At 40.8% G+C, this 24,405-nt stretch carries 28 protein-coding genes; 23 read left to right on the top strand and 5 right to left on the bottom strand.

Going from position 1 to position 24,405, the window contains the following annotated elements; all coding sequences use genetic code 11:
* Positions 1-74: 74 nt before the first annotated feature.
* Positions 75-563: an Lrp/AsnC family transcriptional regulator gene (locus EES38_RS17065; protein ID WP_124938429.1), complete on the top strand. Its 489-nt coding sequence runs from the start codon at positions 75-77 to the stop codon at positions 561-563.
* 42 nt (positions 564-605) lie between these two features.
* Here EES38_RS17065 and EES38_RS17060 read toward each other — a convergent pair whose 3' ends face one another.
* Positions 606-1,427 carry a shikimate 5-dehydrogenase gene (locus EES38_RS17060; RefSeq protein WP_124938428.1) on the bottom strand — a complete coding sequence of 274 codons (822 nt, stop codon included), beginning with the start codon at positions 1,425-1,427 and terminating at the stop codon, positions 606-608.
* Positions 1,428-1,705: 278 nt separating this feature from the next.
* On the opposite strand from EES38_RS17060, the gene EES38_RS17055 reads away from it, so the two are divergent.
* Complete coding sequence (locus tag EES38_RS17055; RefSeq protein ID WP_124938427.1) at positions 1,706-2,509, top strand: DUF5718 family protein; 804 nt, start codon at positions 1,706-1,708, stop codon at positions 2,507-2,509.
* A 43-nt stretch (positions 2,510-2,552) separates the two neighbouring features.
* Here EES38_RS17055 and EES38_RS17050 read toward each other — a convergent pair whose 3' ends face one another.
* Positions 2,553-3,782, bottom strand: coding sequence for an aminotransferase class V-fold PLP-dependent enzyme (locus EES38_RS17050; protein ID WP_124938426.1), 1,230 nt, complete (start codon positions 3,780-3,782; stop codon positions 2,553-2,555).
* 189 nt (positions 3,783-3,971) lie between these two features.
* Between EES38_RS17050 and EES38_RS17045 the strand changes: the two genes are divergently transcribed.
* From EES38_RS17045 to EES38_RS17035, 3 genes are read left to right on the top strand one after another with little or no spacing between them, the layout of a single operon-like run.
* Positions 3,972-4,187: a DUF4177 domain-containing protein gene (locus EES38_RS17045; protein WP_124938425.1), complete on the top strand. Its 216-nt coding sequence runs from the start codon at positions 3,972-3,974 to the stop codon at positions 4,185-4,187.
* On the top strand, positions 4,187-4,411 hold the full coding sequence (gene yidD, locus EES38_RS17040; protein ID WP_124938424.1) for a membrane protein insertion efficiency factor YidD: 225 nt from the start codon (positions 4,187-4,189) through the stop codon (positions 4,409-4,411). Before EES38_RS17045 ends, yidD begins: the two co-directional genes overlap by 1 nt.
* Positions 4,408-4,797 carry a hypothetical protein gene (locus EES38_RS17035; RefSeq protein ID WP_124938423.1) on the top strand — a complete coding sequence of 130 codons (390 nt, stop codon included), beginning with the start codon at positions 4,408-4,410 and terminating at the stop codon, positions 4,795-4,797. Before yidD ends, EES38_RS17035 begins: the two co-directional genes overlap by 4 nt.
* A 5-nt stretch (positions 4,798-4,802) precedes the next feature.
* On the opposite strand, the gene EES38_RS17030 is transcribed toward EES38_RS17035, so the two are convergent.
* Positions 4,803-5,969: an MFS transporter gene (locus EES38_RS17030; protein WP_124938422.1), complete on the bottom strand. Its 1,167-nt coding sequence runs from the start codon at positions 5,967-5,969 to the stop codon at positions 4,803-4,805.
* A 446-nt stretch (positions 5,970-6,415) separates the two neighbouring features.
* Here EES38_RS17030 and EES38_RS17025 point away from each other — a divergent pair, with 446 nt between their 5' ends.
* From EES38_RS17025 to EES38_RS17010, 4 genes are all read left to right on the top strand, one after another.
* Positions 6,416-6,904: a TIGR00645 family protein gene (locus tag EES38_RS17025; protein ID WP_124938421.1), complete on the top strand. Its 489-nt coding sequence runs from the start codon at positions 6,416-6,418 to the stop codon at positions 6,902-6,904.
* Positions 6,905-7,002: 98 nt separating this feature from the next.
* Entirely contained in the window at positions 7,003-7,893 is an 891-nt protein-coding gene (locus EES38_RS17020; protein ID WP_208020474.1) for a DUF3825 domain-containing protein, read from the top strand.
* 201 nt (positions 7,894-8,094) lie between these two features.
* Positions 8,095-8,424, top strand: coding sequence for a hypothetical protein (locus EES38_RS17015; RefSeq protein ID WP_208020473.1), 330 nt, complete (start codon positions 8,095-8,097; stop codon positions 8,422-8,424).
* Between the two features lie 88 nt (positions 8,425-8,512).
* Entirely contained in the window at positions 8,513-9,370 is an 858-nt protein-coding gene (locus EES38_RS17010; RefSeq protein ID WP_124938419.1) for an SDR family oxidoreductase, read from the top strand.
* A gap of 52 nt (positions 9,371-9,422) precedes the next feature.
* Here EES38_RS17010 and EES38_RS17005 read toward each other — a convergent pair whose 3' ends face one another.
* The gene (locus EES38_RS17005; RefSeq protein WP_124938418.1) at positions 9,423-9,830 is read right to left on the bottom strand and encodes a winged helix-turn-helix transcriptional regulator; all 408 of its coding nucleotides are present in this window, start codon (positions 9,828-9,830) and stop codon (positions 9,423-9,425) included.
* Between the two features lie 141 nt (positions 9,831-9,971).
* Here EES38_RS17005 and EES38_RS17000 point away from each other — a divergent pair, with 141 nt between their 5' ends.
* The 14 genes from EES38_RS17000 (at position 9,972) to EES38_RS16935 (ending at position 23,547) form a co-directional block, all read left to right on the top strand.
* Positions 9,972-10,649 carry an NAD-dependent epimerase/dehydratase family protein gene (locus EES38_RS17000; protein ID WP_166434298.1) on the top strand — a complete coding sequence of 226 codons (678 nt, stop codon included), beginning with the start codon at positions 9,972-9,974 and terminating at the stop codon, positions 10,647-10,649.
* A gap of 514 nt (positions 10,650-11,163) precedes the next feature.
* On the top strand, positions 11,164-11,937 hold the full coding sequence (locus tag EES38_RS16995) for an ABC transporter substrate-binding protein (protein ID WP_124938416.1): 774 nt from the start codon (positions 11,164-11,166) through the stop codon (positions 11,935-11,937).
* Positions 11,938-11,992: 55 nt separating this feature from the next.
* A complete protein-coding gene (locus EES38_RS16990; RefSeq protein WP_124938415.1) occupies positions 11,993-12,679 on the top strand; it encodes an ABC transporter permease in 687 nt (228 codons plus the stop codon).
* Complete coding sequence (locus EES38_RS16985; protein WP_124938414.1) at positions 12,673-13,395, top strand: ABC transporter permease; 723 nt, start codon at positions 12,673-12,675, stop codon at positions 13,393-13,395. The genes EES38_RS16990 and EES38_RS16985 overlap by 7 nt, the downstream gene beginning before the upstream one ends.
* 11 nt (positions 13,396-13,406) lie before the next feature.
* Positions 13,407-14,180, top strand: coding sequence for a histidine ABC transporter ATP-binding protein HisP (gene hisP, locus EES38_RS16980; protein WP_124938413.1), 774 nt, complete (start codon positions 13,407-13,409; stop codon positions 14,178-14,180).
* 2 nt (positions 14,181-14,182) lie between these two features.
* Positions 14,183-15,157, top strand: coding sequence for a GlxA family transcriptional regulator (locus tag EES38_RS16975; protein ID WP_124938412.1), 975 nt, complete (start codon positions 14,183-14,185; stop codon positions 15,155-15,157).
* 95 nt (positions 15,158-15,252) lie between these two features.
* Complete coding sequence (locus EES38_RS16970) at positions 15,253-16,473, top strand: bifunctional succinylornithine transaminase/acetylornithine transaminase (protein WP_439333272.1); 1,221 nt, start codon at positions 15,253-15,255, stop codon at positions 16,471-16,473.
* A gap of 2 nt (positions 16,474-16,475) precedes the next feature.
* Positions 16,476-17,489 (top strand): arginine N-succinyltransferase, encoded by a 1,014-nt coding sequence (locus tag EES38_RS16965; protein ID WP_124938410.1) that lies wholly within the window; start codon positions 16,476-16,478, stop codon positions 17,487-17,489.
* Between the two features lie 28 nt (positions 17,490-17,517).
* Positions 17,518-18,555 (top strand): arginine N-succinyltransferase, encoded by a 1,038-nt coding sequence (gene astA / locus EES38_RS16960; RefSeq protein WP_124938409.1) that lies wholly within the window; start codon positions 17,518-17,520, stop codon positions 18,553-18,555.
* Positions 18,548-20,017, top strand: coding sequence for a succinylglutamate-semialdehyde dehydrogenase (gene astD, locus EES38_RS16955; protein WP_124938408.1), 1,470 nt, complete (start codon positions 18,548-18,550; stop codon positions 20,015-20,017). The genes astA and astD overlap by 8 nt, the downstream gene beginning before the upstream one ends.
* 19 nt (positions 20,018-20,036) lie before the next feature.
* The gene (gene astB, locus EES38_RS16950) at positions 20,037-21,377 is read left to right on the top strand and encodes an N-succinylarginine dihydrolase (RefSeq protein ID WP_124938512.1); all 1,341 of its coding nucleotides are present in this window, start codon (positions 20,037-20,039) and stop codon (positions 21,375-21,377) included.
* A gap of 13 nt (positions 21,378-21,390) precedes the next feature.
* Positions 21,391-22,401 carry a succinylglutamate desuccinylase gene (gene astE / locus EES38_RS16945; RefSeq protein ID WP_124938407.1) on the top strand — a complete coding sequence of 337 codons (1,011 nt, stop codon included), beginning with the start codon at positions 21,391-21,393 and terminating at the stop codon, positions 22,399-22,401.
* Between the two features lie 70 nt (positions 22,402-22,471).
* Positions 22,472-22,807 (top strand): DUF4144 family protein, encoded by a 336-nt coding sequence (locus EES38_RS16940; RefSeq protein ID WP_124938406.1) that lies wholly within the window; start codon positions 22,472-22,474, stop codon positions 22,805-22,807.
* Positions 22,808-22,989: 182 nt separating this feature from the next.
* Positions 22,990-23,547, top strand: coding sequence for a DJ-1/PfpI family protein (locus EES38_RS16935; RefSeq protein WP_124938405.1), 558 nt, complete (start codon positions 22,990-22,992; stop codon positions 23,545-23,547).
* 44 nt (positions 23,548-23,591) lie between these two features.
* Here the strand turns inward: EES38_RS16935 and EES38_RS16930 are convergent, their stop codons facing one another.
* Entirely contained in the window at positions 23,592-24,287 is a 696-nt protein-coding gene (locus EES38_RS16930) for a pirin family protein (protein WP_124938404.1), read from the bottom strand.
* Between the last annotated feature and the right edge of the window lie 118 nt (positions 24,288-24,405).

Genomic DNA, 24,405 nt, shown 5'->3' with positions numbered 1-24,405 from the left:
TTCTTATTTATATTGATAAAATCAACTAAACAGTATAATTTATCTCTTAAAATGGATTTATATGGAAATTGTTTATGGTTAAGTTGGATAAGGTAGATATCGCGATTCTCAGTCAACTCCAAAGTAATGCGGATGTGACCAATGCTGAGTTAGCAAAACGGGTGAACTTGTCACCAACACCATGTTTTAACCGCGTTAAGCGCTTAGAAGAAGTTGGTATTTTAAACGGTAAGGTTTCTCTGGTTTCTGCAGATAAACTCGGTCTGAATGTGAATGTATTTATCCACGTCAGTTTAGAGAGGCAAGATGAAGAAGCGTTGGCGCGTTTTGAAACGGCTGTTGCAGAGCGCCCCGAAGTCATGGAGTGCTATTTGATGACTGGTGAAGAAGATTACCTGCTTAGAGTACTTGTTCCCGATATCAAAGCGCTTGAAACACTTATCTTGACTCATTTGACAAAGATTCAGGGAATATCAAATATTCGGTCTAGTTTTGCACTTAAACAGGTTATGTACAAAACATCTCTTCCGTTGCCAGAGAAAGGGCTATTAATCGAAGATTAATTAGACCCAGGGCAGTTATGAAACTGCCCTGAAAGTATCATATTATTCGGAACGAGAATAAACGGACGCTTTTGCGAACTGATCTTTATCGGGTTTGACACCGGTATATAACTTAAATTGTTCTAGAGCTTGAATGGCAAAAACGTCGCTACCTCGAATATTGATTTTTTCGAGCTCTATTGCCTTCTTAATTAATGGCGTGTGAGATGGTTTAGCGACGACATCAAATATGATTTCAGCACTCATAATTTGTTCTTCACTAAAAGACAGTTGCTCAGCGAGTTTGGTGTCTTTCATGCCGACTGGTGTTGCATTTATCAGCATTTGAATGTCTGTATCGCACAATTCACTACACCACTCAAACCCTGATACTTCGGCTAATGCTTTACCTTTTTTATCGTTACGCGCAACGATAAAGCCTTTTTTAAAACCAAGATCCCTTAGGGCGCATGCAACCGCTTTAGCCATACCACCACTGCCTTTGAGAGCAAAAGTGGTATCAGGAGAAATTTCATTTCTTTTTAATAGCTGGTAGATAGCAATATAATCGGTGTTATAGGCCTTTAAATAACCATTGTCATTGACAATGGTATTAATTGAATCAATAGCTTTTGCAGATTCTGTTATTTCATCAACGTAAGGGATACAGGCTTCTTTGAATGGCATTGAGACACCACATCCGCGTATGCCTAAGGCACGTATACCTTTTACTGCCGATTCAATATCATCAGTCGTAAACGCTTTATAGATAAAGTTAAGTCCCAGTTCTTTATATAGAAAGTTATGAAATCTCGTACCAAAATTACTTGGATTCCCCGCGAGCGAAATGCATAACGTTGTTTCTTTATTAATTGGTAATTCCATCTTAGTGGCTCCTTTATAATGTTGAGTTCTCTTAATGAGAGCATCGACATCATCCTACCAATATAACGTGTGATTGCATATAAACTGTCGAAAATTTTACCGGTAACATTTATTGAGGAAAACATGAAACTTCTAGCGTTGTTTTCTAAGTTCTAAAAAGCATCGGACCAAGATGTGGTGGATCAAATTCCGTATAGAAAATATGATCTTTCGCTTCTCTAATTTATAAAATTGCTTATCATGGATTTTTGATTAATTGATTAGTGAAGATATTAGATATGGACTTAAAACAATGTATTGGCCTTGGTGTCGCTGGAAATTTTGCAAAGCACCTTGAGCAAGCTGGTGAAATGAAGGATTTTTTGAATGTTCAGGCCAAAGAAGGCGCGCCTAAAGGCATATTTCCATTCTATCTTCCGAAATCTGAATCATTTCTAAACGTATACCCGTTATCGAGCGATACCCAAGTTGCATCAGGTATGGAAAACCCACAACTTGAGCCAGAAGTCGCTCTTTATTGTGAGCTTGAATATCAAGCAGGTAAAGTCATTGGTATCTACCCAAGAAAATTTGCAGCTTTCAATGATTGTACGGTTCGTAAAGAGGGGGCTACAAAGATCTCTCAGAAGAAAAACTGGGGCGAGTTTAGTAAAGGCGTCAGCGATATTTGGGTTGATCTCGATAAATTCAGTCTTGGTGGAACGCTAGATGGCTACAAACTTGCTTCATTTGCTAAAAGAGATGGAGTGCTTCATCCATACGGTGTAGATACTGAAGTGCTCGGTTATAGCTATTTTTACGAGATTCTAATCGAATGGCTACTTGAGAAAATGAATACTCAGGAAGACACTGGTCCGCTTGAAAACATCTCAGAAATTCTATCAGCGAATGGGAATCCCGAGTACGCGGTAATTTCTGTAGGTGCAACAGCTTATGAACCGTTTGGTGAACAAAACTACTTACAAAGTGGCGATGAGATTTTTGTAGCTGTTTATCCTAAAGACATTGTTGATATAACGGAATGGCTTGAAAGAGGTGAATGTCCAGAAAACGCATCTATCCTCAAACAAAAAGTTATCTAGTTTTTGATTATCAATAAAAAGCCGGTTTTAAACCGGCTTTTTACTATTTCTCATTTATAGCGTAGTCAATTGCTTTGATAGCGTTATCGACCTCGCTAGACGTATTGTAGTGTACGAGAGAAAATCTAAGAACGCCTGTCTGAGGTGAAACTCCCATTGCTTCGAGTAGTCGAACTGAATAGAAATGTCCTGCTCCACACAGTACATTTAATTCTCCAAGTTTTTTGGCTAACTCAAAGGGTATTTTGTTTTTAACCATAATAGAAATTGTCGGTGCTCTATTGTTGGGACTTTGAGGGCCAATAATTGTAACGCTTTTATGGTTGACGAAGTAATCTAGTAACTTGGTTAGAGGTTCCTTTTCGGCGTTTTTAAACAGTGCTTTTAGAGCTTCCGCATCGAATGGTGCCTCGCCAAAGTGATGTCTAAATACATCCTCGAAATAATGAATGACACCCTTAACGGCCGCGATTTGAGCATGGTCTGGCCCCGAGGGCATGAGCCGCTTTTCCCTTAACGCCGCATTGAAATAATGACCTTGATTACTCAGAATACTCGCGATGTCTGACTGAATGACCATAACACCCAAATGAGGTCCAAACACCTTATACAGTGAGAACAGATAAACATCACACCCAAGGTCTGATACATTTGGCAGACCATGCCCAGCGTAAGAAACGCCATCGACGACAGTGTAAATATCATTTAGCTTAGCTAAAACACATATTTCTTTAACTGGATTTACTTCTCCCAGTATATTTGAGCAGTGAGGAAAAGTAAGAAGTTTCGTTCTCTCAGTTATCAGGCTTTTTAGATCATCGATATCGAGCGAACCGCTAGCTCGATTAACTTGCCACTCTTTAACAATAATTCCTTGTTTAGACAGTTTACGCCATACACCAGAATTCGATTCATGGTCTTGGTTAGTAACAATGATTTCATCCCCTCTATTCAACCATTCACTCATCGCATTTGCCAGGACGTAAGTGTTTTGCGATGTAGATGGACCGAAATAGACAGTAGATGAAGGGGAACCTAGCCACAAGGCCAGTGAAGAGTAAGCTTCATCCATCATTTTTCCGGCAGAAAGAGAGACTTCGTTAGGGTAGTAGGGTTGAATTCGGAAGTTATGATAGTAAGTGTTAAGCCTGTCTATGACCTGGTGGCACATATGAGAGCCACCCGCATTTTCAAAAAATATCTTATCACGATGAAGATCTGACTTAAAAGCGGGGAACTGTTGACGGACGTAGTCAATATCTAAGCTAACCATATGAATTCCTCTTAGTTTCTTGATTAACTATAGGAGAATTATTTGGCTTAGCAATTCTGATGGGGTGAAATGTATGAGTATTGAAAGTGAGTATTGGGGATAGATGTTGATTATTAAACAGTAGGTTACAGATTTTTTGCTACTGGTTTGCTATATTGCTGCTCAAGTTAAACAAGCTAGGTAGTTGAAATGAGTCAATACAAAGAATACAAAGTCGTTCATGTCGTCGAAGGTGGATGTGGAACAATCCTATTAGGGTCAAGTGGTTTGCCTTTACAACGTTTAGAGTCTGATTTAAATAAATACGCTCAGGATGGTTGGCAAGTCGTGTTCCAGGTCATTGAAAGAAAGCGCTTCATGTTATTCTGGCAGCGTGAAGCCGTGATTCTCACCTTGGGCAGATAATGCTCAAGATTCTGTCGCTTAGGTTGATTGAAAAGTATCAGAGCAAAGGTGGTTCAAAAAAACTACTCTCAATAGAGTGTAATTTTGAGCCCTCATGCTCTGAATATACTCGTTTATGCATTGAAAAATATGGCTTTTATCGAGGTTGGAAATTAGGTTTACAACGTATTAGAAAATGCAACCAACCTGATATGATTGAAAAGATCGTGGATGACATACCATGAAAGATCTATTTATACCATTCGAAGAAATTGAAGAAAGAGAAGAGAAGCTGAGGCACGATGTTGGTGAGTTATCGCCGGAAAAGCGCAAGCAATACTACCATGTAGTTTCTATGCAGCTCAAAGACCCTGATACTTATGCTGCACTTGCATGGTCATCTGTCGGTGGATTTCATCACTTGTATCTCAAGCGCTACATTCAGTTCTTAGTCGAGATTGTATTGGTAATTACGTGCGTTGTACTTATGATTTGCGGAATACCATTGGCGATATGGGGAATTGTTGTATTAGCAATTTTCGAACTACCTCAGCTGTTTTATTCGCAAAAGATAGCTCGTTTGTATAATTACCGTCTTTCTAAATCGATTTTTGACGCTCTGAGTAAATAGAGTGCTTATTTATGGATAACAACTCGGCTGACGCTTTTAAGAGCAACGAACAGCATGTAAATACAGGTTGTTATTAACACGATAAAGAAGAATCCAAACAGACCAGTCTGAGTGTCCATGAAATATTGCGCACCAATTGGACCTACAATTGAACCAAAACTGTAGATTAAAATCATTTGTTGTGATGCGCTTACCATGTGCTCTTCAGGGATAGATGAGCTACCTAAGTTAATAGCAATTGGGTAAAACGCAAATATCGCCATACCGAGGAGGAACATGCTGATAGTCTGTTCACCTAACATTTGCTCAAATACACCGATACTCATTGCGCCTAAAAGAGCAAACATACTCATAAGAAGTGTGCGACCAACTTTTTTAGAAAGTGCACTGATCACCGGTTGAACCAACATAGCGCCGATAATAATCACTGCCATTAATGAGCCAATTTGTTCCTGGGACATACCTGAGCGACTAAGTTGCAACGGCATCATACCGTAAACTGAGCCCAACAAAATACCAGAGACCAAACAGCCTATTAGGGCAGGAATTTTAACCCATCTGTTGCCAATAGGAGCAGCAGTTGGTGTGACAACAGAAATTTCTGGTTCTGAGACGTAGTTTGGTAAAACAGCAAGTAATACCGCCGCCAAAACGAGCATGACAGAAGAAAGAACAAAAGGTGTTGCGCCATTTGCCCCAAACCATGTTAATGCCAACTGTCCAAGAGCAGAACCCGCGTACAACATACTCATGTACACGCTAAGACGTTTGCGACGACCTTCAGCCGATCCTTTTAGAAGCCAAGACTCGATTACAACAAAAATACCACCAACGATTATGCCGCCGACAAAACGGTCGAAAAGCCAGAAGTACTGATTCTGCCATGTAGGCAGACCGAGTAAACAAAGTGCAAACGCTATTTGTAAAATGATAAAGCTGACTTTGTGACCAAAAATACGGATAAAGTGTTTAGAAGTTAACGTACCAGTCAGCAGTCCAGCGTAAAAAGAAGATGTTAGCCAACTCGTCAAAACCGAAACCGATAAATCACCTTGAGGTAATAATAGAGGCAAAGCACTCATAGAGTAGCCCGCTGCAATAGCATAAACGAACAGCGCCAACACAGGGGAAGGAACGGTATTGGTTAATTTACGAACAAGGAGACGAGTCACGGCTATATTCCTAAAAATTAAGAGAGAAACAGGAATTTTCGCGGCGAATATCGTCCTATTTATGACTGGCGTAAAGTGAAGAATTTTGAACCTGACGACAAAGAAAATTTATCGAAGTGTAACGTTTCATTAAACAGATTTTACGTGGTAGAAGCGGAGCGGAAAATACTGCCATTTACAGAATGACTAATGGTTAATACTGATCATGCACTGTTTTAGTGGAGATAAATAAACGCTTTTATATAAGAGTCGGAACATTTGTAACACATAGATTTTGTTACAATTATTTAACCTTGAAACCTTTTGGTTACACGGCAGAACACGCAGGAGAATATCACTTCATTTAGATTTGAAAACTGTTTTTTGTTTTTTATTCTTACTGATAGTATCTGCCGTCTAGAACTGACTTATTTAAATAGCAAATTTTAATAGTGAAAGGTAGTTAAATGGAAAAATGGATTGAAAAGATTTTGTACTCAGCTCGCTGGATTATGGCTCCAATGTATCTTGGATTGAGCCTTGTCCTTATTGTACTGACCATTAAATTTTTTCAAGAGGTATACCATGCGTTGAGTATGGTATTTACAGCAAGTGAAACTGACTTAGTGCTTATCTCGTTATCTCTAATTGATATTTCTCTGGTCGGTGGTCTCATCATCATGGTGATGTTTTCGGGATATGAAAATTTCGTGTCTAAAATTGATGTTGAAGAAGATGGGGAAAAACTGGTTTGGCTTGGTAAGTTGGATACGGGGTCGCTAAAAAATAAAGTGGCAGCTTCGATAGTGGCGATTTCTTCTATTCACTTATTAAAAGTATTTATGAATATACAAAATATCGCTGATGATAAAATCAAATGGTACCTTTTGCTTCATATCACATTTGTCTTATCCGCATTTGTAATGGGATATTTGGATAAAATTACGAAGAAATAACCCTTTAAGGAAGCTTCATTAGTTTCGTGAAGCTTCCCTGTTGAATCTAATAGTTATCACACATTTTGTTGAAATCTCAGTGCAATTGATTTGACTTAATGAAACTAATTCTGCTTGGCGTATTGTCGGATATCAGAGTTGGACAATTAGGTTTGTATATGTACGAAGATTTACTTAAACGCTATCGAGATGAAGACCCTCGTAGTGTCTTTGCTTATTTTGGATTCAGAACCGATCTTGGTGAAACATGGGAAGCGCCTTTTGCCAAACTTGCCGATATGGCCAAGCCTGAAGATTGGAACTTTTCTCAAGAGCAATACCGGAAGGAATATACTCAGTTTCCCATTCTTATCAGTTACCTAAACTTCACTTTTTTGCGTCTACAGCAGCAAGACAAAATTAAAGTCACATCTGATGGAACAAGAGCTTGTTTTAACACTGGTCTACAGACACGCTCTGGTAAAGACATCTTCGCTACATTTTTTCGCAATAATAACGCAAGTGATAATAATCAGTCCGACTGGAAGTGGTATGGCTTCTTCGATGGTTATTCAGCGAAAATGAAAGATTTTGAACCCTTACCTGATATTGCGACTTATATAGATGACCCGAGTTTACTGGTATTCGATTATCGATATGAATTGGAGATCGATTTTAATCATATTCTTAATGATAACAGAGAGCGTTTGCCTGAAATCCTACAGAGTAATCCAGTACTAGCGCGTAATGCCGTAGAAGGGGCAATTAATCAGCTTAAAGATAAGTTACGACGTAACTATAAAATGGCAATACCACATTGGTATGATGAGAGAATCCAGTTATTACTGCCTTTGTGCATAACCGATGATACTCAAGCAGATGTTGTTGTGGTTGCCGAAAAAAACAGTGAGCGCCGTAAATATATGGTTAGAACCGTATTAACCATGGATATGGCTTATCAAAATGCTCGAGTTATATGTGCACCAGATCGGCAATGGCTTAATCCCTAATGACGTTTACCTTGTAAAAAGATAACCAGAATTTGGCAATATTAAATTTGTAATACGTAGCGTATAAGTTCTCTTAATAAAACAAGAAGGTGCAACATTATCGCTATTCAACGTTATTTTGCTAAGTTTTTTGCGTATATATTTTATTTCTTAGCTGCGCTAACCATTGTCTCTACCTTTGTTCATGAGGCTCATAGTTATATGCAGGGAGAAGAGTTAACCCAGGTCATCGTGAAAATTATTAACTCGAATATTATTGCGATCGCCGTCTTTGAGCTAGCGATTGTCATTCAGAAAGAGTATGGGACTAAGGGTGATGAGCACCACGTAATGGTGTTATTACGAAGAACGTTACCTAGATTTATCGGCACAGTGTCTGTCGCGTTAGCATTAGAAGGACTGATCATGGTGATTAAATACAGCCAGCTGGATATGGCTGGTAATTTATTTTATCCCGTCGGTATCGTGCTAAGCGCCGCTTTGTTGCTCATTGCTTTAGGCGTTTTTCTTAGACTATCGCCGAAAGAATAATTTATACTTACTTTTTTGTATGTACTTGCAAAAAGTTAGTGTAAGTGTAATTCTCTTTTACAACATAAACGTAATGAGGAATTTAACGATGATCGCAGTAACAGGTGCAACTGGTCAACTTGGTAAATTAGTAATCTCAAGCCTTATCAAAAAGGGTATTGCAGCAGAAGAAATTGTCGCTGTTGTAAGAGATCCACAAAAAGCAGGTATTCTAGCAGCACAAGGCGTAGAACTACGCCAAGCGGATTACAATAACCCAGCGGCATTTCAAAAAGCACTAAACGGCGTACAAAAGTTGCTTCTGATCTCTTCAAGCGAAGTCGGGCAACGCTATGAGCAACATACTAATGTTATCAATGCAGCAAAAGCGAATAATGTCGAACTTATTGCCTATACTAGCTTGCTTCATTGTGATCGCTCTCCATTGGGTTTGGCTGAGGAGCATAAAGCCACAGAAGCGTACCTTGCTGAACAGGGAGTACCTTATGTTTTACTTAGAAATGGTTGGTATACGGAAAATTATCTAGCCAGTGTCAGCCCTGCGATTGAAAATGGTGCATTTATTGGCTGTGCAGGCGATGGAAAAATCAGTTCAGCCACAAGACAAGATTACGCTGAAGCTGCAGCCAGTGTACTCGTCTCTGATGAAGAGCAATCCGGTAAAACATACGAATTAGCAGGCGATTCATCATATACGCTTTCTGAATTAGCACAGTTAATCTCCGAAGTGACTAGTAAAACAGTGCCTTACGTTAATATGGCAGAAGAGGAATATGAAGCGACACTCAAAGGTGCAGGTCTACCGGGACCAATTGCTAATTTATTAGCAAATTCTGATAGCGGTGCAGCACAGGGGGGACTCTATGATGACAGTGGTACTCTTAGCACTCTGATTGGAAGACCAACAACAACACTCAAAGCTGCATTAAGTGATTTTCTAAAATAGCCGTTAGTATTAATTACTGATGTTATGTTATTTGGAAATGGAGAATAGAAGACTATTCTCCATTTTTTTGTTTCTGATTGTCCAAAATTGTAGCAAGGTTATTTTCAATCCATGAAGTCAGTTGCTCAACTTTCTGTGCGGCCTCTTCACCCAACGGCGTTAATGTATACTCAACATGGGGGGGGAGGACTGGATAAGAAATACGGTCAACCAGCCCATCTTCTTCTAATGCCTGCAGAGTTTGCGAAAGCATCTTCTCACTGACACCACTTATTTTTCGTCTCAGCTCACTAAAACGGTAGGTATTATCTATTAGAGCTAACAGAACCAACGTCCCCCAGCGATTCGTAATATCTCGTAAGATCTTGCGTGAAGGGCAGTTTTTTTCGAGAACGTCTCCTCTGTTGAGTCGATCCTGTAGTGACGATTGATTAGTGATCTGATTATGTTGCTGAGTCATAGAGACATCCTAAATGAGCGACAACTAGAGTGTATCAATTCTCATTTATTAGGACTAGTCATTAAGATTTGTTTTAGATCCTTGTCATTCGCTCTTGTAAGGGTAATCATAGCGCTACTATACATAAATTTGATTTTATTAATGATTGATAAATCCTCACTGAGTACTTTTATTGTCGCAGGTGCGACTGGTTTGGTTGGTCGCTATGTGCTGAAACAACTCACAGACATGCACAGTGTCAGTCATATTTACGCACTATCAAGAAGAGAGAACGACATTAATAGTCCTAAACTCGATTGGATAATCCACCCAAGCTTGGTGATATCAGAGTGGCAGGTTCTCAATCCGTATCCTAAGTATGGTGCTATCTGCTTGGGAACTACGCGTCATGATGCTGGCTCAAAGGAAGGCTTAGAAGCTGTTGATGTTAACTTGGTCGTTTCTGTTGCCAAAGAAATGAGAGTGCAGGGAGTCACACATCTGGCTGTTATATCGAGTTATGGCGCAAATAAACGTTCTTTGTCTCATTACTTAAGATGTAAGGGAATGATGGAGAAGAAGCTAGAAGATCTTGGCTTTGAATCCTTAATTATTCTGAGACCAGGACCTTTAGTTGGTCAGCGCGCTAAATCGCGCCTGAGCGAAACAGTTGTTCAACGGATAATGCGAGTAGGCCAAATTTTTATGTTTGGTCCTTTGAAAAATTTCATTCCCGTTAAAGCAGAAGATGTTGCCGCAAAAATGATTAAAGAATTAGTCACGGAGGATAATGCGGCAATTAAAATAATTAATTCTATGGATATTTGGCGGAATATTTAACAGCGCTGAAACATCGCATAAATAAAACACCTATGTAATCGTTTGTATTGTATTTTTATGCTGATTACTAATATATAAATTCATTTTAATGGAAATTTAGTTAACATCTGTAATACATAATATATAGAGTTAATGATTGTATTGTCGCTTTTATGTATGAATTCGTCGCAATGATAGTTTATTTTTTAGTAGTGGTGATTCCTTATTATGGTGCAACACCTAAAGGCTGGCTTGATTAAAATTAACATAAAACTAGGATTTGCGCACTATGGTGGTGCTAATGATCCATTTTGGTGCTTTTGTGTGTTTAATTGGTGCGTTATGAAATTTTAATAATGAAGTTCCAATTAACTATTATTTTTGTTTTCTTTGAATTCTTTTTCATTAAAATTACGCTATCACGAATATTTACTCAATATAATAGTGAGTTTATTAATTGGTGGTTTATTACTCGGGTAACTGGCACGCTTTGTGCTCTTAAAACAACCATTCTTTAAATGAGAAGAGTTAAAAAATGAAAAAGACAATTTTATCATTACTTATTGCAGGGATGTCATTCACATCGCTTAGTTATGCTGCGGAAACAGTTAGACTTGGTGTAGAACCAGGCTATGCTCCATTCGAAATAAAAAAACCAGATGGCACTTTAGCTGGGTTTGATATCGATTTAGGTGCGGAGATATGTAAGCGTATTGAAGCTGAATGTAAATGGGTTGAAAGTGACTTCGACGGTCTGATTCCTTCTCTTAAAGCAAAAAAAATAGATGCGATTTTATCCTCAATGTCTATCACGCCAGCACGTGAAAAAGAAATTGCATTCTCAGACAAGCTTTACGGAACGCCTGCTCGTCTAGTAACAGCAAAATCGATAACATTAGAACCAACTCCAGATTCTCTTGGCGGTAAACGTGTGGGCGTTTTCCAGGGAACAACGGCTGAAACGTTTGCGAAAGAACAGTGGGCTCCAAAAGGTGTTGATGTCGTTACGTATCAAAACCAAGACCTCGTTTATGCTGATTTAGTTAATGGCCGTCTAGACGCAGCATTCCAAGATGCTGTTGCAGCGAGTGATGGTTTCCTTAATCGTCCAATTGGTAAGAGCTTCCACTTCAGCGGTCCAGAAGTCAATGATGAAAAATACTTCGGTGTTGGCGCTGGTATTGGTCTTCGTAAAGAAGATGCAGCTCTTAAGGAAAAAATCAATCAGGCAATCAAATCTATGCTTGAAGATGGCACTTATGACGCTATCGCTAAGAAGTATTTCGACTTCGATATCTACGGAAAGTAAAACCTACCTCAATAGCAGGGCTTAGGCCCTGCTCAATCTAGCAAGGATTGTTACCATGTTATATGGCTACGGCGACCTGATTTTTCAGGGGGCCTGGATGACTATTAAACTCGCTTTATTCAGTGCACTATTGGCTATGGCTCTCGGGCTCATCGGCGCTACAGCAAAATTGTTCGGTTCACGTGTATCCTCCTCGTTTGCGACTCTGTATTCAACGATCATCCGAGGCATCCCTGATTTAGTGTTAATGATGCTGATATTTTATGGATTGCAGATCGTCGTTAATCAGATAACCGAATCGTTCGGCTGGTCGCAACTCAATATTGATCCATTTATCGCAGGGACATTAACAATAGGGTTCATATACGGAGCATACCTCACCGAAACGTTTCGTGGTGCCTTCCTTGCGGTATCAAAAGGTCAAATTGAAGCGAGTACGGCGTATGGAATGACATCATGGCAAACGTTTATTTATGTTCTATTCCCACAGATGATGCGTCACGCGTTACCGGGTATGGAAAATAATTGGTTAGTTATTCTCAAATCGACTGCGCTTGTGTCGATCATTGGATTAGCCGATTTAGTGAAAGCAACTCAGATGGCGGGTAAAGGCACCTACCAGTTTTTTATGTTCACAATCGTTGCCGCTATTATTTATTTGGTGTTTACAACACTGTCCAACTTGATTTTCGTGTGGCTTGGGAAACGATATGAATTTGAAAGGGGGGCTGCAAGATGTTAGATCTGCTTCAGCAATATGGTATGCAGTACTTGTGGACTGATGGTTATCATTTTACTGGTGTTGCTGTCACATTATGGTTACTCGTTATTTCTGTGCTGCTAGGATTTGTTGTTTCGATACCTTTGGCAGTTATGCGCGTATCTGATAAGAAGCGTTATGCGTTACCAGTATGGCTCTTTTCATATATCTTCCGCGGAACACCCTTGTATGTACAGTTACTGGTATTTTATACAGGTGTGTATACATTGGAGTTTGTCAGAAGTACTGAATTCCTCAATTGGTTCTTTAGAAGTGGATACTATTGCACTCTGTTAGCGCTTGTTCTCAATACATGTGCCTATACAACCGAAATATTTGCAGGTGCGATCCGAGAGACTAATAGAGGTGAAATTGAAGCAGCGCGAGCGTACGGTTTTTCAACCTGGCATTTATATGCGACTGTTATTATTCCATCCGCGCTAAGACGAGCCATGCCGGCCTATAGCAATGAAGTGATTCTCATGCTTCATGCCACTTCATTAGCGTTTACGGCTACCGTTCCAGATTTATTAAAAGTGGCTCGAGATGTGAACTCTGCGACCTATCAATCGTTTTACGCTTTTGGCATAGCAGCGATGTTATATCTGTTGATCTCTTTTATTTTGGTCGGGTTATTTCGCATTGCCGAACGGAAATGGCTCAAGCACCTTAAACCAGTATCTAGTCAGCCTGCATAGAGAATATAAAAATGGAAAACTCAACACTTGCCGTACGGCAACTGCATAAGAAATATGGAACCCATGAAGTAATCAAAGGCATAACGTTAGAAGCGAAAGCCGGCGATGTCATTAGTATTATCGGATCGTCTGGCTCCGGGAAAAGTACATTTTTACGTTGTTTGAATTTCTTAGAGAAGCCTTGTGAAGGTGATATTTATGTGAATGGTAAAGCCATTAAGATGGTTCGCGAAAATGATGGTGAGCTTAGGGTCTTTGACAAAAAGCAACTGCAATTACTGCGTACGAAACTTACGATGGTTTTCCAACATTTTAATCTCTGGAGCCATATGACAGTTCTAGAAAACGTCATGATTTCACCAATAAAGGTGCTTGGGATATCTCGGTCGGAAGCCCAAGTCAGAGCTGAATTATACTTGGAAAAAGTTGGTATTGATGCCGCCGCTCGTAAACGGTATCCATCTCAGTTGTCAGGTGGTCAACAGCAACGTGTTTCCATAGCACGAGCACTAGCTATGGAGCCAGAAGTATTATTATTCGACGAACCAACTTCAGCCCTGGATCCCGAGCTAGTTGGTGAAGTATTGAAAATAATGCAAAAGCTAGCTGAAGAAGGTAAGACAATGATCGTTGTCACGCATGAAATGGGCTTTGCTCGCCACATATCAAATCATGTCGTATTCTTGCATCAAGGTAAGATCGAAGAACAGGGGCATCCTGATGTTGTGTTCGAAAACCCAAAAAGTGAACGTTTGAAACAATTCCTCGCTGGAGCACTTAAATAATAATGTTGAAAGTCGATACTGCAGTGTGTCAGCCCTCTAAAACAATAGGTATTCATCTTCCAGCGGATATTCCTTTTATAGAGCTTAGTTTTGTTGTTGACGCTTTCAAACTGCTAAATCGGCTTAGCAATGATACATGCTATGAATTGTTCTTGTTGACATCAGATGAGCAGAATCCCCATACCATCTTATGCAAAACGTTCGATTTACCATTGTGGGAAGAGTCCAAACCTGTCGATAGCATCTGGGTATTAAGTGCGACGTTACCACCTAAAGCTCATATTAAAAGTCCGCCATTTATTCAACATCAACTCAATACTAATCAAGTTAATGTTGTCGGTGTAAATGCTGGTAGTGTTTGGCTCCACGCCTATGGGGTTAATTTCCAGGAGCCTGTGGTTGCGCACTGGAATTTGTGGGATGACATCAATGAGAAATTTCCTGCACTCGTGCTGACTCCCGAGTTATATCAAATTGGGGATAATGTCAGCAGTGGTTGTGGTCAAATGGCGACGAGTGACCTCATTATCGCTTGGCTAACTAATTTAGAAACCCAAGATACGATTAATTCGCTGGCAGATTTACTGTGCGTTGATCGGCTTAGGCATAAGGAAGAAAAACAGCGCCTCCCATCATTAAGTTTAGGTGGGGAAGATATCCAACCAAGACTGACGATGGCTATTGAGTTAATGGAAAACAATATTGAAGAGCCGCTTTCTACAGACGAAATTGCTGTATTAGTGCATATATCACGGCGTCAGTTAGAGCGCTTATTTAAACGTTACACGGGAACATTGCCGGCACGATACTATATGCAAATCCGGCTAAAGAAGGCAAAACACTTAGTTCTGACAACGGGAAAGTCGATTGTACAAATAGGGCTAATATGTGGCTTCTCAAGCGGTCCTCATTTTTCTTCTAGCTACAAGGCCTATTTTGGCGTTACTCCGAGAGAGGAAAGAGCCAAGCGACTATGACTTATTTATATAAATTTAGGTCGCATATTTAGACGCGAACATTGTCGCAGGCATCGTAATCTATTAGTCACGTAAAGGAATAAATTAATTAGGTAATAGCTATGGACTACACACCAGTGCGCGACGATTTCGATAAGTACATGATCCCGATGTTTTCTCCAGCTCCTTTCATTCCAGTAAAAGGGCACGGCTCGGTAGTAATTGATCAAACTGGCAAAGATTACATTGATTTCGTTGGAGGAATTGCGGTGAATTCTCTAGGGCATGCTAACGAGGAATTGGTATCGAATCTCGCCGCACAGCTCAATAAAATAAGTCATCTTGGCAATGGATATACTAACGAGCCGGTTTTAAAACTGGCCAAAACGTTATGTGAGTTTACTTTCGCAGAGAAAGTATTTTTCTGTAACTCCGGCGCAGAAGCAAACGAAGCGGCATTAAAACTAGCCAGAAAATATGCGTTGGAAAATTATAGTGCTGAAAAAAATGAAATTCTGGCTTTTAACAGCGCATTTCATGGTCGAACCTTATTTACAGTTTCTGCTGGTGGCCAGCCGAAATACTCGCAGGATTTTGGACCTTTACCTGGGGCAATAAAGCATCAAGATTTTAATGATATCGATGCCGCTATCAATGCTATCACTGATAAAACTTGTGCAGTTATTGTGGAACCAATCCAAGGTGAAGGAGGGGTAATTCCAGCAAACAAAGAATTTTTATTAGCACTACGTGAAGCGTGCGATCGCCATGCTGCCATCTTGATTTTCGACGAAGTACAAACCGGTGTGGGTCGAACGGGTCAACTTTATGCTTACATGCACTATGGTGTTGTACCTGACGTATTATCAACGGCTAAAGCGTTGGGTGGTGGTTTTCCTATCGGTGCCATATTAACGACAGATAAATTCGCATCGGCTTTATCTGTTGGTAGCCACGGCACGACATATGGAGGAAACCCTCTTGCTGCAACGGCTGCAAATACTGTGCTTTCAATCGTCAGCCAAATTGAGTTTCTTGACGATGTAAAAAACAAGCACCAACTTATTACGCAAGGCCTGAGTGAGATGAATGCTAGGCATGATATCTTTCAAGATATCAGAGGAATGGGTTTGCTTATAGGTTGTGAGCTGAAGGAACATTTCAAGGGAAAGGCTAAAGCGTTAAGTAATATCTGTGCTGAGAATGGTGTTATGGTATTGATTGCTGGGCCGAATGTTGTTCGTTTTGCACCGGCCTTAAACATCACCCAAGAGGAAATAGAAATGGGACTAATGCGCTTTGAACAGGCATTAGAAGTGTTTATTAATAAGGAATAGTTATGATCATATTACGTCCTGCTCGGTTAAGTGATATCAATCAGGTTGAAAGACTTGCGGATGAAAGTGGTACGTTGGTATGCACCTTGCCCGCGATGAGAGAGCTATTGGTTAAAAAAATCGAGCGTTCAAATCTTTCATTTGAGCAGGATGTTTTAAGCCCCGGTGAAGAGTTCTACTTTTTTGTATTAGAAGAGATCGACACAGGACAAATACTGGGTACTGGTGCAATCAACGCATTGGCAGGATTCAGAGAACCGTTTTATTCGTTTCGAAACGATACGATGATCCACTCTTCAAGAGAATTAAACGTCCACAGCCGGATACATGCACTAAAGCTTAACCATGACTTGAGTGATCATTCTCAGTTAAGCACGTTTTACGTCGTTCCATCGTTAAAAGAAACTCTTTATCCATCTTTAGTGACTCTCGGTCGGTTGTTATTTATGACAATATCACCGGAGCGGTTTACCAATGAGTGGATTGCTGTTTTACCTGGAATTGCTGACGGAAATGGCCGAGCTCCTTTTTGGGAGCATGTTGGACGCAAGTTCTTCGATATTGATTATAGTCAGGTTGAGTATTATCACGGTACGTTGGAAAAGACGTTTATCGCCGAGCTTATGCCTCATTACCCACTCTATGTACCGTTGATTGAAGAAGAAGCACAGTCTGTAATGGGACAGGTCCATCCTGATGCTGAGTTACAATGTAACTTATTGAGCGATGCCGGTTTCGAGCCCGATAAATATATCGAAATTTTCGATGGGGGACCTATTTTAACGAGTCCACGCAGTAATATTTTTGCAGGTGATTACGTAAAACAAGCCATTGTTACCCATAAAATAACAGATAATCCAACCGTAGCTTGTTTAGTTGCCTATTTTGCCGAAGATGGCTTTAGAGCGTTCATCACAGAGGCAAGTTTTGAGGCAGAAAAAATCTATATTTCTGTCGATGTAATGAAGACATTTAGTATTAAAGAAGGTGAACAAGTGTGGTTTATCGCACTGTAATTCTTCGGTTGTAAAAAGGAAATTTACCATGATGGTTATTCGCCCTGTTAGTCAGGATGATAAACACGCATTACTGGAATTAGCGAGTAAAACAGGTGTTGGGTTTACATCGTTACCTCACGATGAAGTGATGCTTGAAGCTCGTATTCAAAGAATGTTGGATACGTGGGAAGGAACAAATACTCGGGGAGAACAAGGGTATCTTTTCGTATTAGAAGACACGCTGACGGGAAAAGTCGTTGGCCTGAGCGGTATTGAGGTCGCGATCGGACTATCGGAGCCTTGGTATGATTTTCGAGTGGGGACCTTAGTACATGCGTCTAAAGAACTGAACGTGTATACGCAAATGCCGACTCTATTTTTAAGTAACGATCATACCGGGCACAGCGAACTTTGTACTTTATTTCTCGATCCTGAATATCGTAAGGATAAGAACGGTCATTTACTTTCAAAAAGCCGAATGCTCTTTATGGCGGCATTTCAGGATCAATTCTCAGATAAAGTTATCGCAGAAATGCGCGGCGTTTCTGATGAAAAAGGCAGTTCACCGTTTTGGGAGAGTTTGGGGCGACATTTTTTCGCGATTGATTTTCACGAAGCTGATCAGTTGACGGGAAAGGGACAAAAGTCCTTTATCGCTGAGTTGATGCCTAAACACCCCCTTTACGTTGACTTTCTGACTGAAGAAGCAAAATCCGTCATAGCACAGGTTCATCCTAAAACCTTACCTGCACGTAAGATCCTGGAGAGTGAAGGCATGCGGTATGAAGGATACATTGATATCTTTGACGCGGGACCAACCCTTGAGGCTTATACTCAGGATCTTCGTATCATACGCGACAGCGAACTGAGAAAAGTTGTTATCTCAGCGACAATGAATCAGGGCGATAAACCACTTCTGATTGGCAACGATAGCTATAAAAACTACCGCGCTATTATCGGTACACAACGTGTGACCGGAACTGAAATCTATCTCACTCCCATGCAAGCCGAAGCCCTCAATATATCTGAGGGAGAGAAAGTTCGTGTGGTTGCACTTTTTGCGTTGGAGAAACATTATGTCTAACACTTTGTATATTGATGGTCATTGGCTTGAAGGCGAAGACGTCTATTTCTCTAAATCAGAACCCGTTTCTAATGATGTTATATGGCAGGGAAAAAGCGCGAGTAAGCAACAAGTTAATCTTGCTGTTGAAGCAGCGCGAGCATCATTTGAGCTATGGTCAATGCTTTCGTTTGAACGACGCTGTGAGTATGTCGCTCGTTTCGTTGAATTACTCGAAGTTAACAAGCAAGAGCTCGCTGACACCATCTCTCGAGAAACTGGGAAGCCATCTTGGGAATCTAAGACCGAAGTTCAGTCTATGATCAATAAGTACGCAATTTCAGTCTCATCATACAATGAGCGTACGGGGACCAAAGTGACGGAAATGGCCGATGGTCGAGCAATATTAAGACACCGTCCACATGGCATTTTAGCTGTGTTTGGGCCTTATAATTTTCCCGGTCATCTACCCAATGGTCATATTATTCCCGCGTTGATCGCAGGTAACACCGTGGTATTTAAGCCAAGTGAATTGACGCCGTTAACTGCCCAAAAGACCGTTGAATTATGGCAAAAAGCAGGTCTTCCCAAAGGTGTACTCAATCTCGTTCAAGGTGGAAAAGATACCGGCATTGCGTTGTCGGAAAACCCATACATCGATGGATTACTATTTACTGGAAGCGCGAACACGGGTTATCAACTTCATAAACAGATGGGGGGGCAGCCTGAGAAGATCCTTGCCTTAGAAATGGGTGGGAACAACGCGATGATTGCTCACTCATACAAACAACTCGATGCAGCAGCCAATGTCATTATTCAATCTGCGTTCATTTCTGCTGGGCAGCGCTGCACATGTGCGAGACGCTTACTTATCCCACGTAATGCAGACGGAGATGCATTATTGGCTCGAGTTTGTGAAGTCACTGAGTCCTTAGTCGTCGGTGAATGGAATAGCGATCCTATTCCATTTATGGGCAGTGTTATTTCCAAAGAGGCTGCTGTCCATCTTTTAGATGCACAGAAACACTTAATTGACTTGGGTGCTAAAGCACTCGTAGAGATGAAACGAGCAAAAGAGGGGACTGCGTTACTTTCAGCGGGCATTATCGATGTCACTGATATCAATGAACTACCGGATGAAGAATATTTTGGTCCTTTACTGACCGTTGTGCGCTACAACGACTTAGATGAGGCAATCTCGATTGCTAATAACACGCGCTTTGGCCTGTCTGTTGGTTTGCTCTCGACTGATGAATCTGATTACGAGCTGCTGCTTCTAAAAGCGCGGGCTGGTATCGTGAACTGGAACAAACCGATTACTGGTGCGTCGAGTAACGCTCCATTTGGTGGTATCGGCGCATCAGGAAATCATCGTCCAAGCGCCTACTACGCAGCAGATTACTGCTCTTGGCCAATGGCTTCAGTAGAATCAAAAGAATTAACGTTGCCCGAATCAACGTTACCTGGCCTAAACTTTAAGTGAGTTGTAAAGGAGATTAATGATGTCAGCATATGAAGTAAATTTCGATGGGTTAGTCGGTCTCACTCACAACTATGCCGGATTGTCTTTTGGTAATGTCGCGTCAACGTCACATAAAAACTCTGTATCCAACCCGAAACTCGCAGCACTTCAGGGGCTAGAGAAAATGAAGGCGCTTGCAGATATGGGATTTAAACAAGGTGTTCTTCCTCCACAAGAAAGACCCTGCGTGACGACGTTAAGACAATTGGGGTTTTCTGGAAGTGACATCGACGTAATTCATAAAGCATCAAAGGCCAATCCTGCGATGTTTGCTGCAATGAGTTCTGCGTCTTCGATGTGGGTCGCCAATGCTGCGACCGTATCACCATCAGCCGACACCAGAGATGGTAAAGTCCACTTTACGGTAGCTAACCTCAATAGCAAAATACACAGAGCTATCGAGGAGCAAACCACAACAAATGCACTGTCTGCCATATTCAGTAACTCGGACCATTTCGCTATCCATAATGCACTCCCTCAACAAACTGTTTTTGGGGATGAAGGAGCGGCTAACCACAACCGACTATGTCGCGATTATGGGTATAAAGGCGTGGAAGTCTTTGTCTACGGTAAGAAAGTGTATGGTGGAGAATCAGAACCTGCTCGTTTCCCCGCTAGACAAACTTATGAGGCGAGTGAATCAATAGCTCGACTGCATCAGCTTTCCGATAGCAATACGGTATTTATTCAGCAAAACCCAGCGGTGATTGATCAAGGTGTTTTTCACAATGATGTGATATCCGTAAGTAATGGGCCTGTTTTATTTCACCATCAGGAAGCGTTTCTTAACACTGAAAGTAAGTTCGATGAGATTCGTTCTAAGTTGGCAGTGATGAATTGCGAGTTCTCTCCAATTGAAGTGAGAACAGCCGATGTTAGCGTAGAAGAGGCAGTTAACACTTATCTTTTCAATAGTCAGTTATTAACACAGCACGATGGCTCTATGCTATTAGTTGTTCCTGAAGAATGTCGGCGAAATCAACGGGTTTGGAATTACCTTTCTAATCTTTCTTCTGGTTCAGGACCTATAAGTGATGTTAAGGTTTTTGATCTCAGAGAGAGTATGAGAAACGGTGGCGGTCCGGCCTGTTTAAGATTGCGTGTCGTACTGAACCAACATGAATTAGCAGCGGTCAACCAAGGAGCGCTCATGGATGAATCGCTTTACCAAAAGCTATCGACTTGGGTAGAAACACACTATCGAGATCGTTTATATGAAGGGGATTTGCGCGATCCAGAACTGCTTATAGAAAGTCGTACGGCTCTTGACGAGCTGACAAGATTGATGAATTTAGGATCGATCTATCCATTCCAGAAATAGTAAGGGATTTGCTATGACAAATTTTCTGCATTCCACGCTCAATGATGTACCAATGGAAGGCAAGCATGGAGTAGTAGGCAATGTGAAATGGCATTGCCCTGCCCAGGGTATATTAGTTTTTGAGCCAGAGGTAGACGCTGAGGCAAGCGTTGTCATCTCTGCCGGGATTCATGGCAATGAAACAGCTCCGATAGAAATTGTCGACCAACTGATTTCGGATATCTTAAACGAGCGAGTCGCCCCTTTGACACGTACAATGTTTGTATTCGGTAACATTGAAGCAATGAAACAGGATAAACGTTACCTCGATGTCGATATGAATCGATTGTTTGGTGAGGAATCCGCTGTCCTTATGGACTATCCTGAAGCATTCAGAGCGCAGGTCATCGAATTTGTAACGGAAGACTTTTTCCGTCACGAAAAATCTAAATTTAAAATCCACCTCGATTTACACACTGCGATAAGACCCTCATTTCATGAAAGATTTGGATTACTGCCCTACGTGGAAAAGGGGAAATATCCACGGTCATTTATCTCATTCCTGTCCACTATAGACCTTGATGCGATGGTGATTAATCATGCTCCAAGTACTACCTATAGTTACTTTACCAGTCATGTCTGTAATGCTGATTCAGTGACGTTAGAGCTCGGTAAAGCATTGCCATTTGGTGAAAATGATTTAGGTAAATTTAAGGCAATTAAGGATGGAATGTACCGTTTGATAAGCAAAACCTACCCATCAAGCGATCATTCGTATGATAAATCGTTCCAACTGTACCGCGTCTCTCAGGTATTGATTAAAAAAAGTGATGCGTTTTTGCTTAACTTTGATGATGAGACTCCAAACTTTACATCATTTTCTCGAGGCGAATTACTGGCTACCGATAATAATTTTGAATACCGAGTTGAGCACGATAAAGAATGGGTTATTTTCCCAAATAATAATGTAAGAGTTGGGTTAAGAGGCGGACTTATGTTGGTACAAGATCTCATTGATGACTATTGTTTAAACGAGAACCCATGATTTTAGTCGAATTTCAAATTTCCTGTGCTACGATACTGGTTTCTCAGCGTCTAATGGGGTAGGTGTCAAGATGATTACATGGCCTGCAGTACTTAAGATGGAAGGCGATTCAGAGCTGATCTTTTATCGAAATGAAGACGAATGGTTAAAAGATGTGACAACCAACGGCTTTATTTTCTGCGAAACCGATGTTGTTATCGATTCCAATGGACACGAATACATTGTTTGTCACGATAATCAAGCGAAACCTCTCGATTTGATGGATCATCACCGAGTTCTATCCCTAGACGAACTGAGCCAGCTGGTTAGAGAGCACTTCTCTGCTGCTGGAGATTGTTGTGTCGCTAAGATTATGTTTAACGATTCAGAAGACGCGATATTGGCGTTATCTGAACAATCTGCATAACACTGCCATTTCCCTGATTTCTTAATATATTATCTCAGATCAATATTGAGTCCAATCAAGCAGTTTTATCTCTTTAGTTCTTGATATTGACTCAAATTTTTTCAATTTCCACACAAAGTCCCAAGCTATTTCATGTATAAAGAACCCCTCAGATACTGACTTTACTAACAAGGAGAATCTCAGTGGCTAAAGTTCTTATGATTACCGGTGATTTTGTTGAAGATTATGAAAATATGGTGCCATATCAGGCTTTGATTGCGATGGGGCATGAAGTGGATGCAGTTTGTCCTAAGAAAAAAGCGGGCGACGTTATCGCAACCGCTATTCATGACTTCGAGGGCGATCAAACCTATACAGAAAAGCGTGGCCATAACTTCGTGCTCAATGCAACGTTCGATGATATCAAAGTAGAAGATTATGATGCGCTGTACGTACCTGGTGGACGTGCACCAGAGTATTTACGTCTTGATGCGAAAGTGATTGCTATGGTCCAGCATTTCTTTGATGCTGACAAACCGGTTGCAGCAATTTGTCATGGTCCTCAGCTTCTTACAGCTGCGAAAGTTGTCGAGGGTAAAAAAGTCTCGGCATACCCAGCATGTCAGCCAGAAGTTGAGGCTGCTAACGGTACTTATGTTGATCTAGCAATGGATGACGCTATCACTGATGGAAAATTAGTAACAGGGCCGGCATGGCCAGCACATCCTGCCTTAATCAGACAGTTCGTTGCTTTGTTTTAAATAGCAAACTCTGCCCGACATTAGTACGATGTCGGGCCATTTGATTACTGCATTTCAAAAATAAGTGCGGTGAGTTCTTCATTTCCTGAATTCGTTAACATCAGTATTCCTTCATCAGAGATCATCGCACCATCACCTGGCTGGATTTTTGTATCATTGATTTCAAGTGATGAACTAATCAAATGGATATAAACGTTTTTTCCATAGTTAAATGTTGTCTCAACACTTTGATCCGGATCCATAATCAATTGGTGTAGCTTCATATCCTGACGAATTTTCAATGTGCCGTTTTCGCCATTAGGAGTGATAATGGTCGTAAGGCCTTTATTCGTCCCGAAGGCTTTTTGTTGATATCCAGGCTCGGTATTGTGCTCATTGGGCATAATCCAAATTTGTAGAAACTTAAGTGTTTCATTGTCAGACGCATTAAATTCGCTGTGATAAATACCTTTGCCTGCTGACATTAACTGAAACTCGCCTTTGGGCAGGGTTTTTATATTGCCGGCACTGTCCTTATGAGCAATTCTTCCCTGGAGTACATAGCTTATTATTTCCATGTTCTTGTGGCCGTGTGTATCAAATCCTGCAGAAGGGGCAACTTGGTCATCATTGATTACTCTCAACGATGAAAATCCCATGAAATTAGGATCGTAGTACTGACCAAATGAGAATGTATGTTTGCTAAACAGCCAACCAAAATCTGCGACTCCTCGTTCGTCGCCATGTCTTACATTAATCATGAATAATCTCGCTTAAAGTAACATATGGCATTAGTGTAAAAGAGAGCATGGGAAAATATAATCGATGCTTCTTGGTGATGATGGTCAGAAATTTTGAATAAGCGAACCAGCGTCAGAG

This window comes from Vibrio viridaestus, assembly GCF_003856525.1.
GTDB lineage: Bacteria > Pseudomonadota > Gammaproteobacteria > Enterobacterales > Vibrionaceae > Vibrio > Vibrio viridaestus.
Note: the sequence above shows the minus strand (reverse complement) of the source record. Positions and strands in the feature narration are given on the sequence as shown.

Coding starts and splice junctions, on each gene's coding strand:
- EES38_RS17065 (WP_124938429.1), top strand. CDS start 75: ATGGTTAAGTTGGATAAGGTAGATATCGCGATTCTCAGTCAACTCCAA.
- EES38_RS17060 (WP_124938428.1), bottom strand. CDS start 1,427: ATGGAATTACCAATTAATAAAGAAACAACGTTATGCATTTCGCTCGCG.
- EES38_RS17055 (WP_124938427.1), top strand. CDS start 1,706: ATGGACTTAAAACAATGTATTGGCCTTGGTGTCGCTGGAAATTTTGCA.
- EES38_RS17050 (WP_124938426.1), bottom strand. CDS start 3,782: ATGGTTAGCTTAGATATTGACTACGTCCGTCAACAGTTCCCCGCTTTT.
- EES38_RS17045 (WP_124938425.1), top strand. CDS start 3,972: ATGAGTCAATACAAAGAATACAAAGTCGTTCATGTCGTCGAAGGTGGA.
- yidD (WP_124938424.1), top strand. CDS start 4,187: ATGCTCAAGATTCTGTCGCTTAGGTTGATTGAAAAGTATCAGAGCAAA.
- EES38_RS17035 (WP_124938423.1), top strand. CDS start 4,408: ATGAAAGATCTATTTATACCATTCGAAGAAATTGAAGAAAGAGAAGAG.
- EES38_RS17025 (WP_124938421.1), top strand. CDS start 6,416: ATGGAAAAATGGATTGAAAAGATTTTGTACTCAGCTCGCTGGATTATG.
- EES38_RS17020 (WP_208020474.1), top strand. CDS start 7,003: ATGAAACTAATTCTGCTTGGCGTATTGTCGGATATCAGAGTTGGACAA.
- EES38_RS17015 (WP_208020473.1), top strand. CDS start 8,095: ATGCAGGGAGAAGAGTTAACCCAGGTCATCGTGAAAATTATTAACTCG.
- EES38_RS17010 (WP_124938419.1), top strand. CDS start 8,513: ATGATCGCAGTAACAGGTGCAACTGGTCAACTTGGTAAATTAGTAATC.
- EES38_RS17005 (WP_124938418.1), bottom strand. CDS start 9,830: ATGACTCAGCAACATAATCAGATCACTAATCAATCGTCACTACAGGAT.
- EES38_RS17000 (WP_166434298.1), top strand. CDS start 9,972: ATGATTGATAAATCCTCACTGAGTACTTTTATTGTCGCAGGTGCGACT.
- EES38_RS16995 (WP_124938416.1), top strand. CDS start 11,164: ATGAAAAAGACAATTTTATCATTACTTATTGCAGGGATGTCATTCACA.
- EES38_RS16990 (WP_124938415.1), top strand. CDS start 11,993: ATGTTATATGGCTACGGCGACCTGATTTTTCAGGGGGCCTGGATGACT.
- EES38_RS16985 (WP_124938414.1), top strand. CDS start 12,673: ATGTTAGATCTGCTTCAGCAATATGGTATGCAGTACTTGTGGACTGAT.
- hisP (WP_124938413.1), top strand. CDS start 13,407: ATGGAAAACTCAACACTTGCCGTACGGCAACTGCATAAGAAATATGGA.
- EES38_RS16975 (WP_124938412.1), top strand. CDS start 14,183: ATGTTGAAAGTCGATACTGCAGTGTGTCAGCCCTCTAAAACAATAGGT.
- EES38_RS16965 (WP_124938410.1), top strand. CDS start 16,476: ATGATCATATTACGTCCTGCTCGGTTAAGTGATATCAATCAGGTTGAA.
- astA (WP_124938409.1), top strand. CDS start 17,518: ATGATGGTTATTCGCCCTGTTAGTCAGGATGATAAACACGCATTACTG.
- astD (WP_124938408.1), top strand. CDS start 18,548: ATGTCTAACACTTTGTATATTGATGGTCATTGGCTTGAAGGCGAAGAC.
- astB (WP_124938512.1), top strand. CDS start 20,037: ATGTCAGCATATGAAGTAAATTTCGATGGGTTAGTCGGTCTCACTCAC.
- astE (WP_124938407.1), top strand. CDS start 21,391: ATGACAAATTTTCTGCATTCCACGCTCAATGATGTACCAATGGAAGGC.
- EES38_RS16940 (WP_124938406.1), top strand. CDS start 22,472: ATGATTACATGGCCTGCAGTACTTAAGATGGAAGGCGATTCAGAGCTG.
- EES38_RS16930 (WP_124938404.1), bottom strand. CDS start 24,287: ATGATTAATGTAAGACATGGCGACGAACGAGGAGTCGCAGATTTTGGT.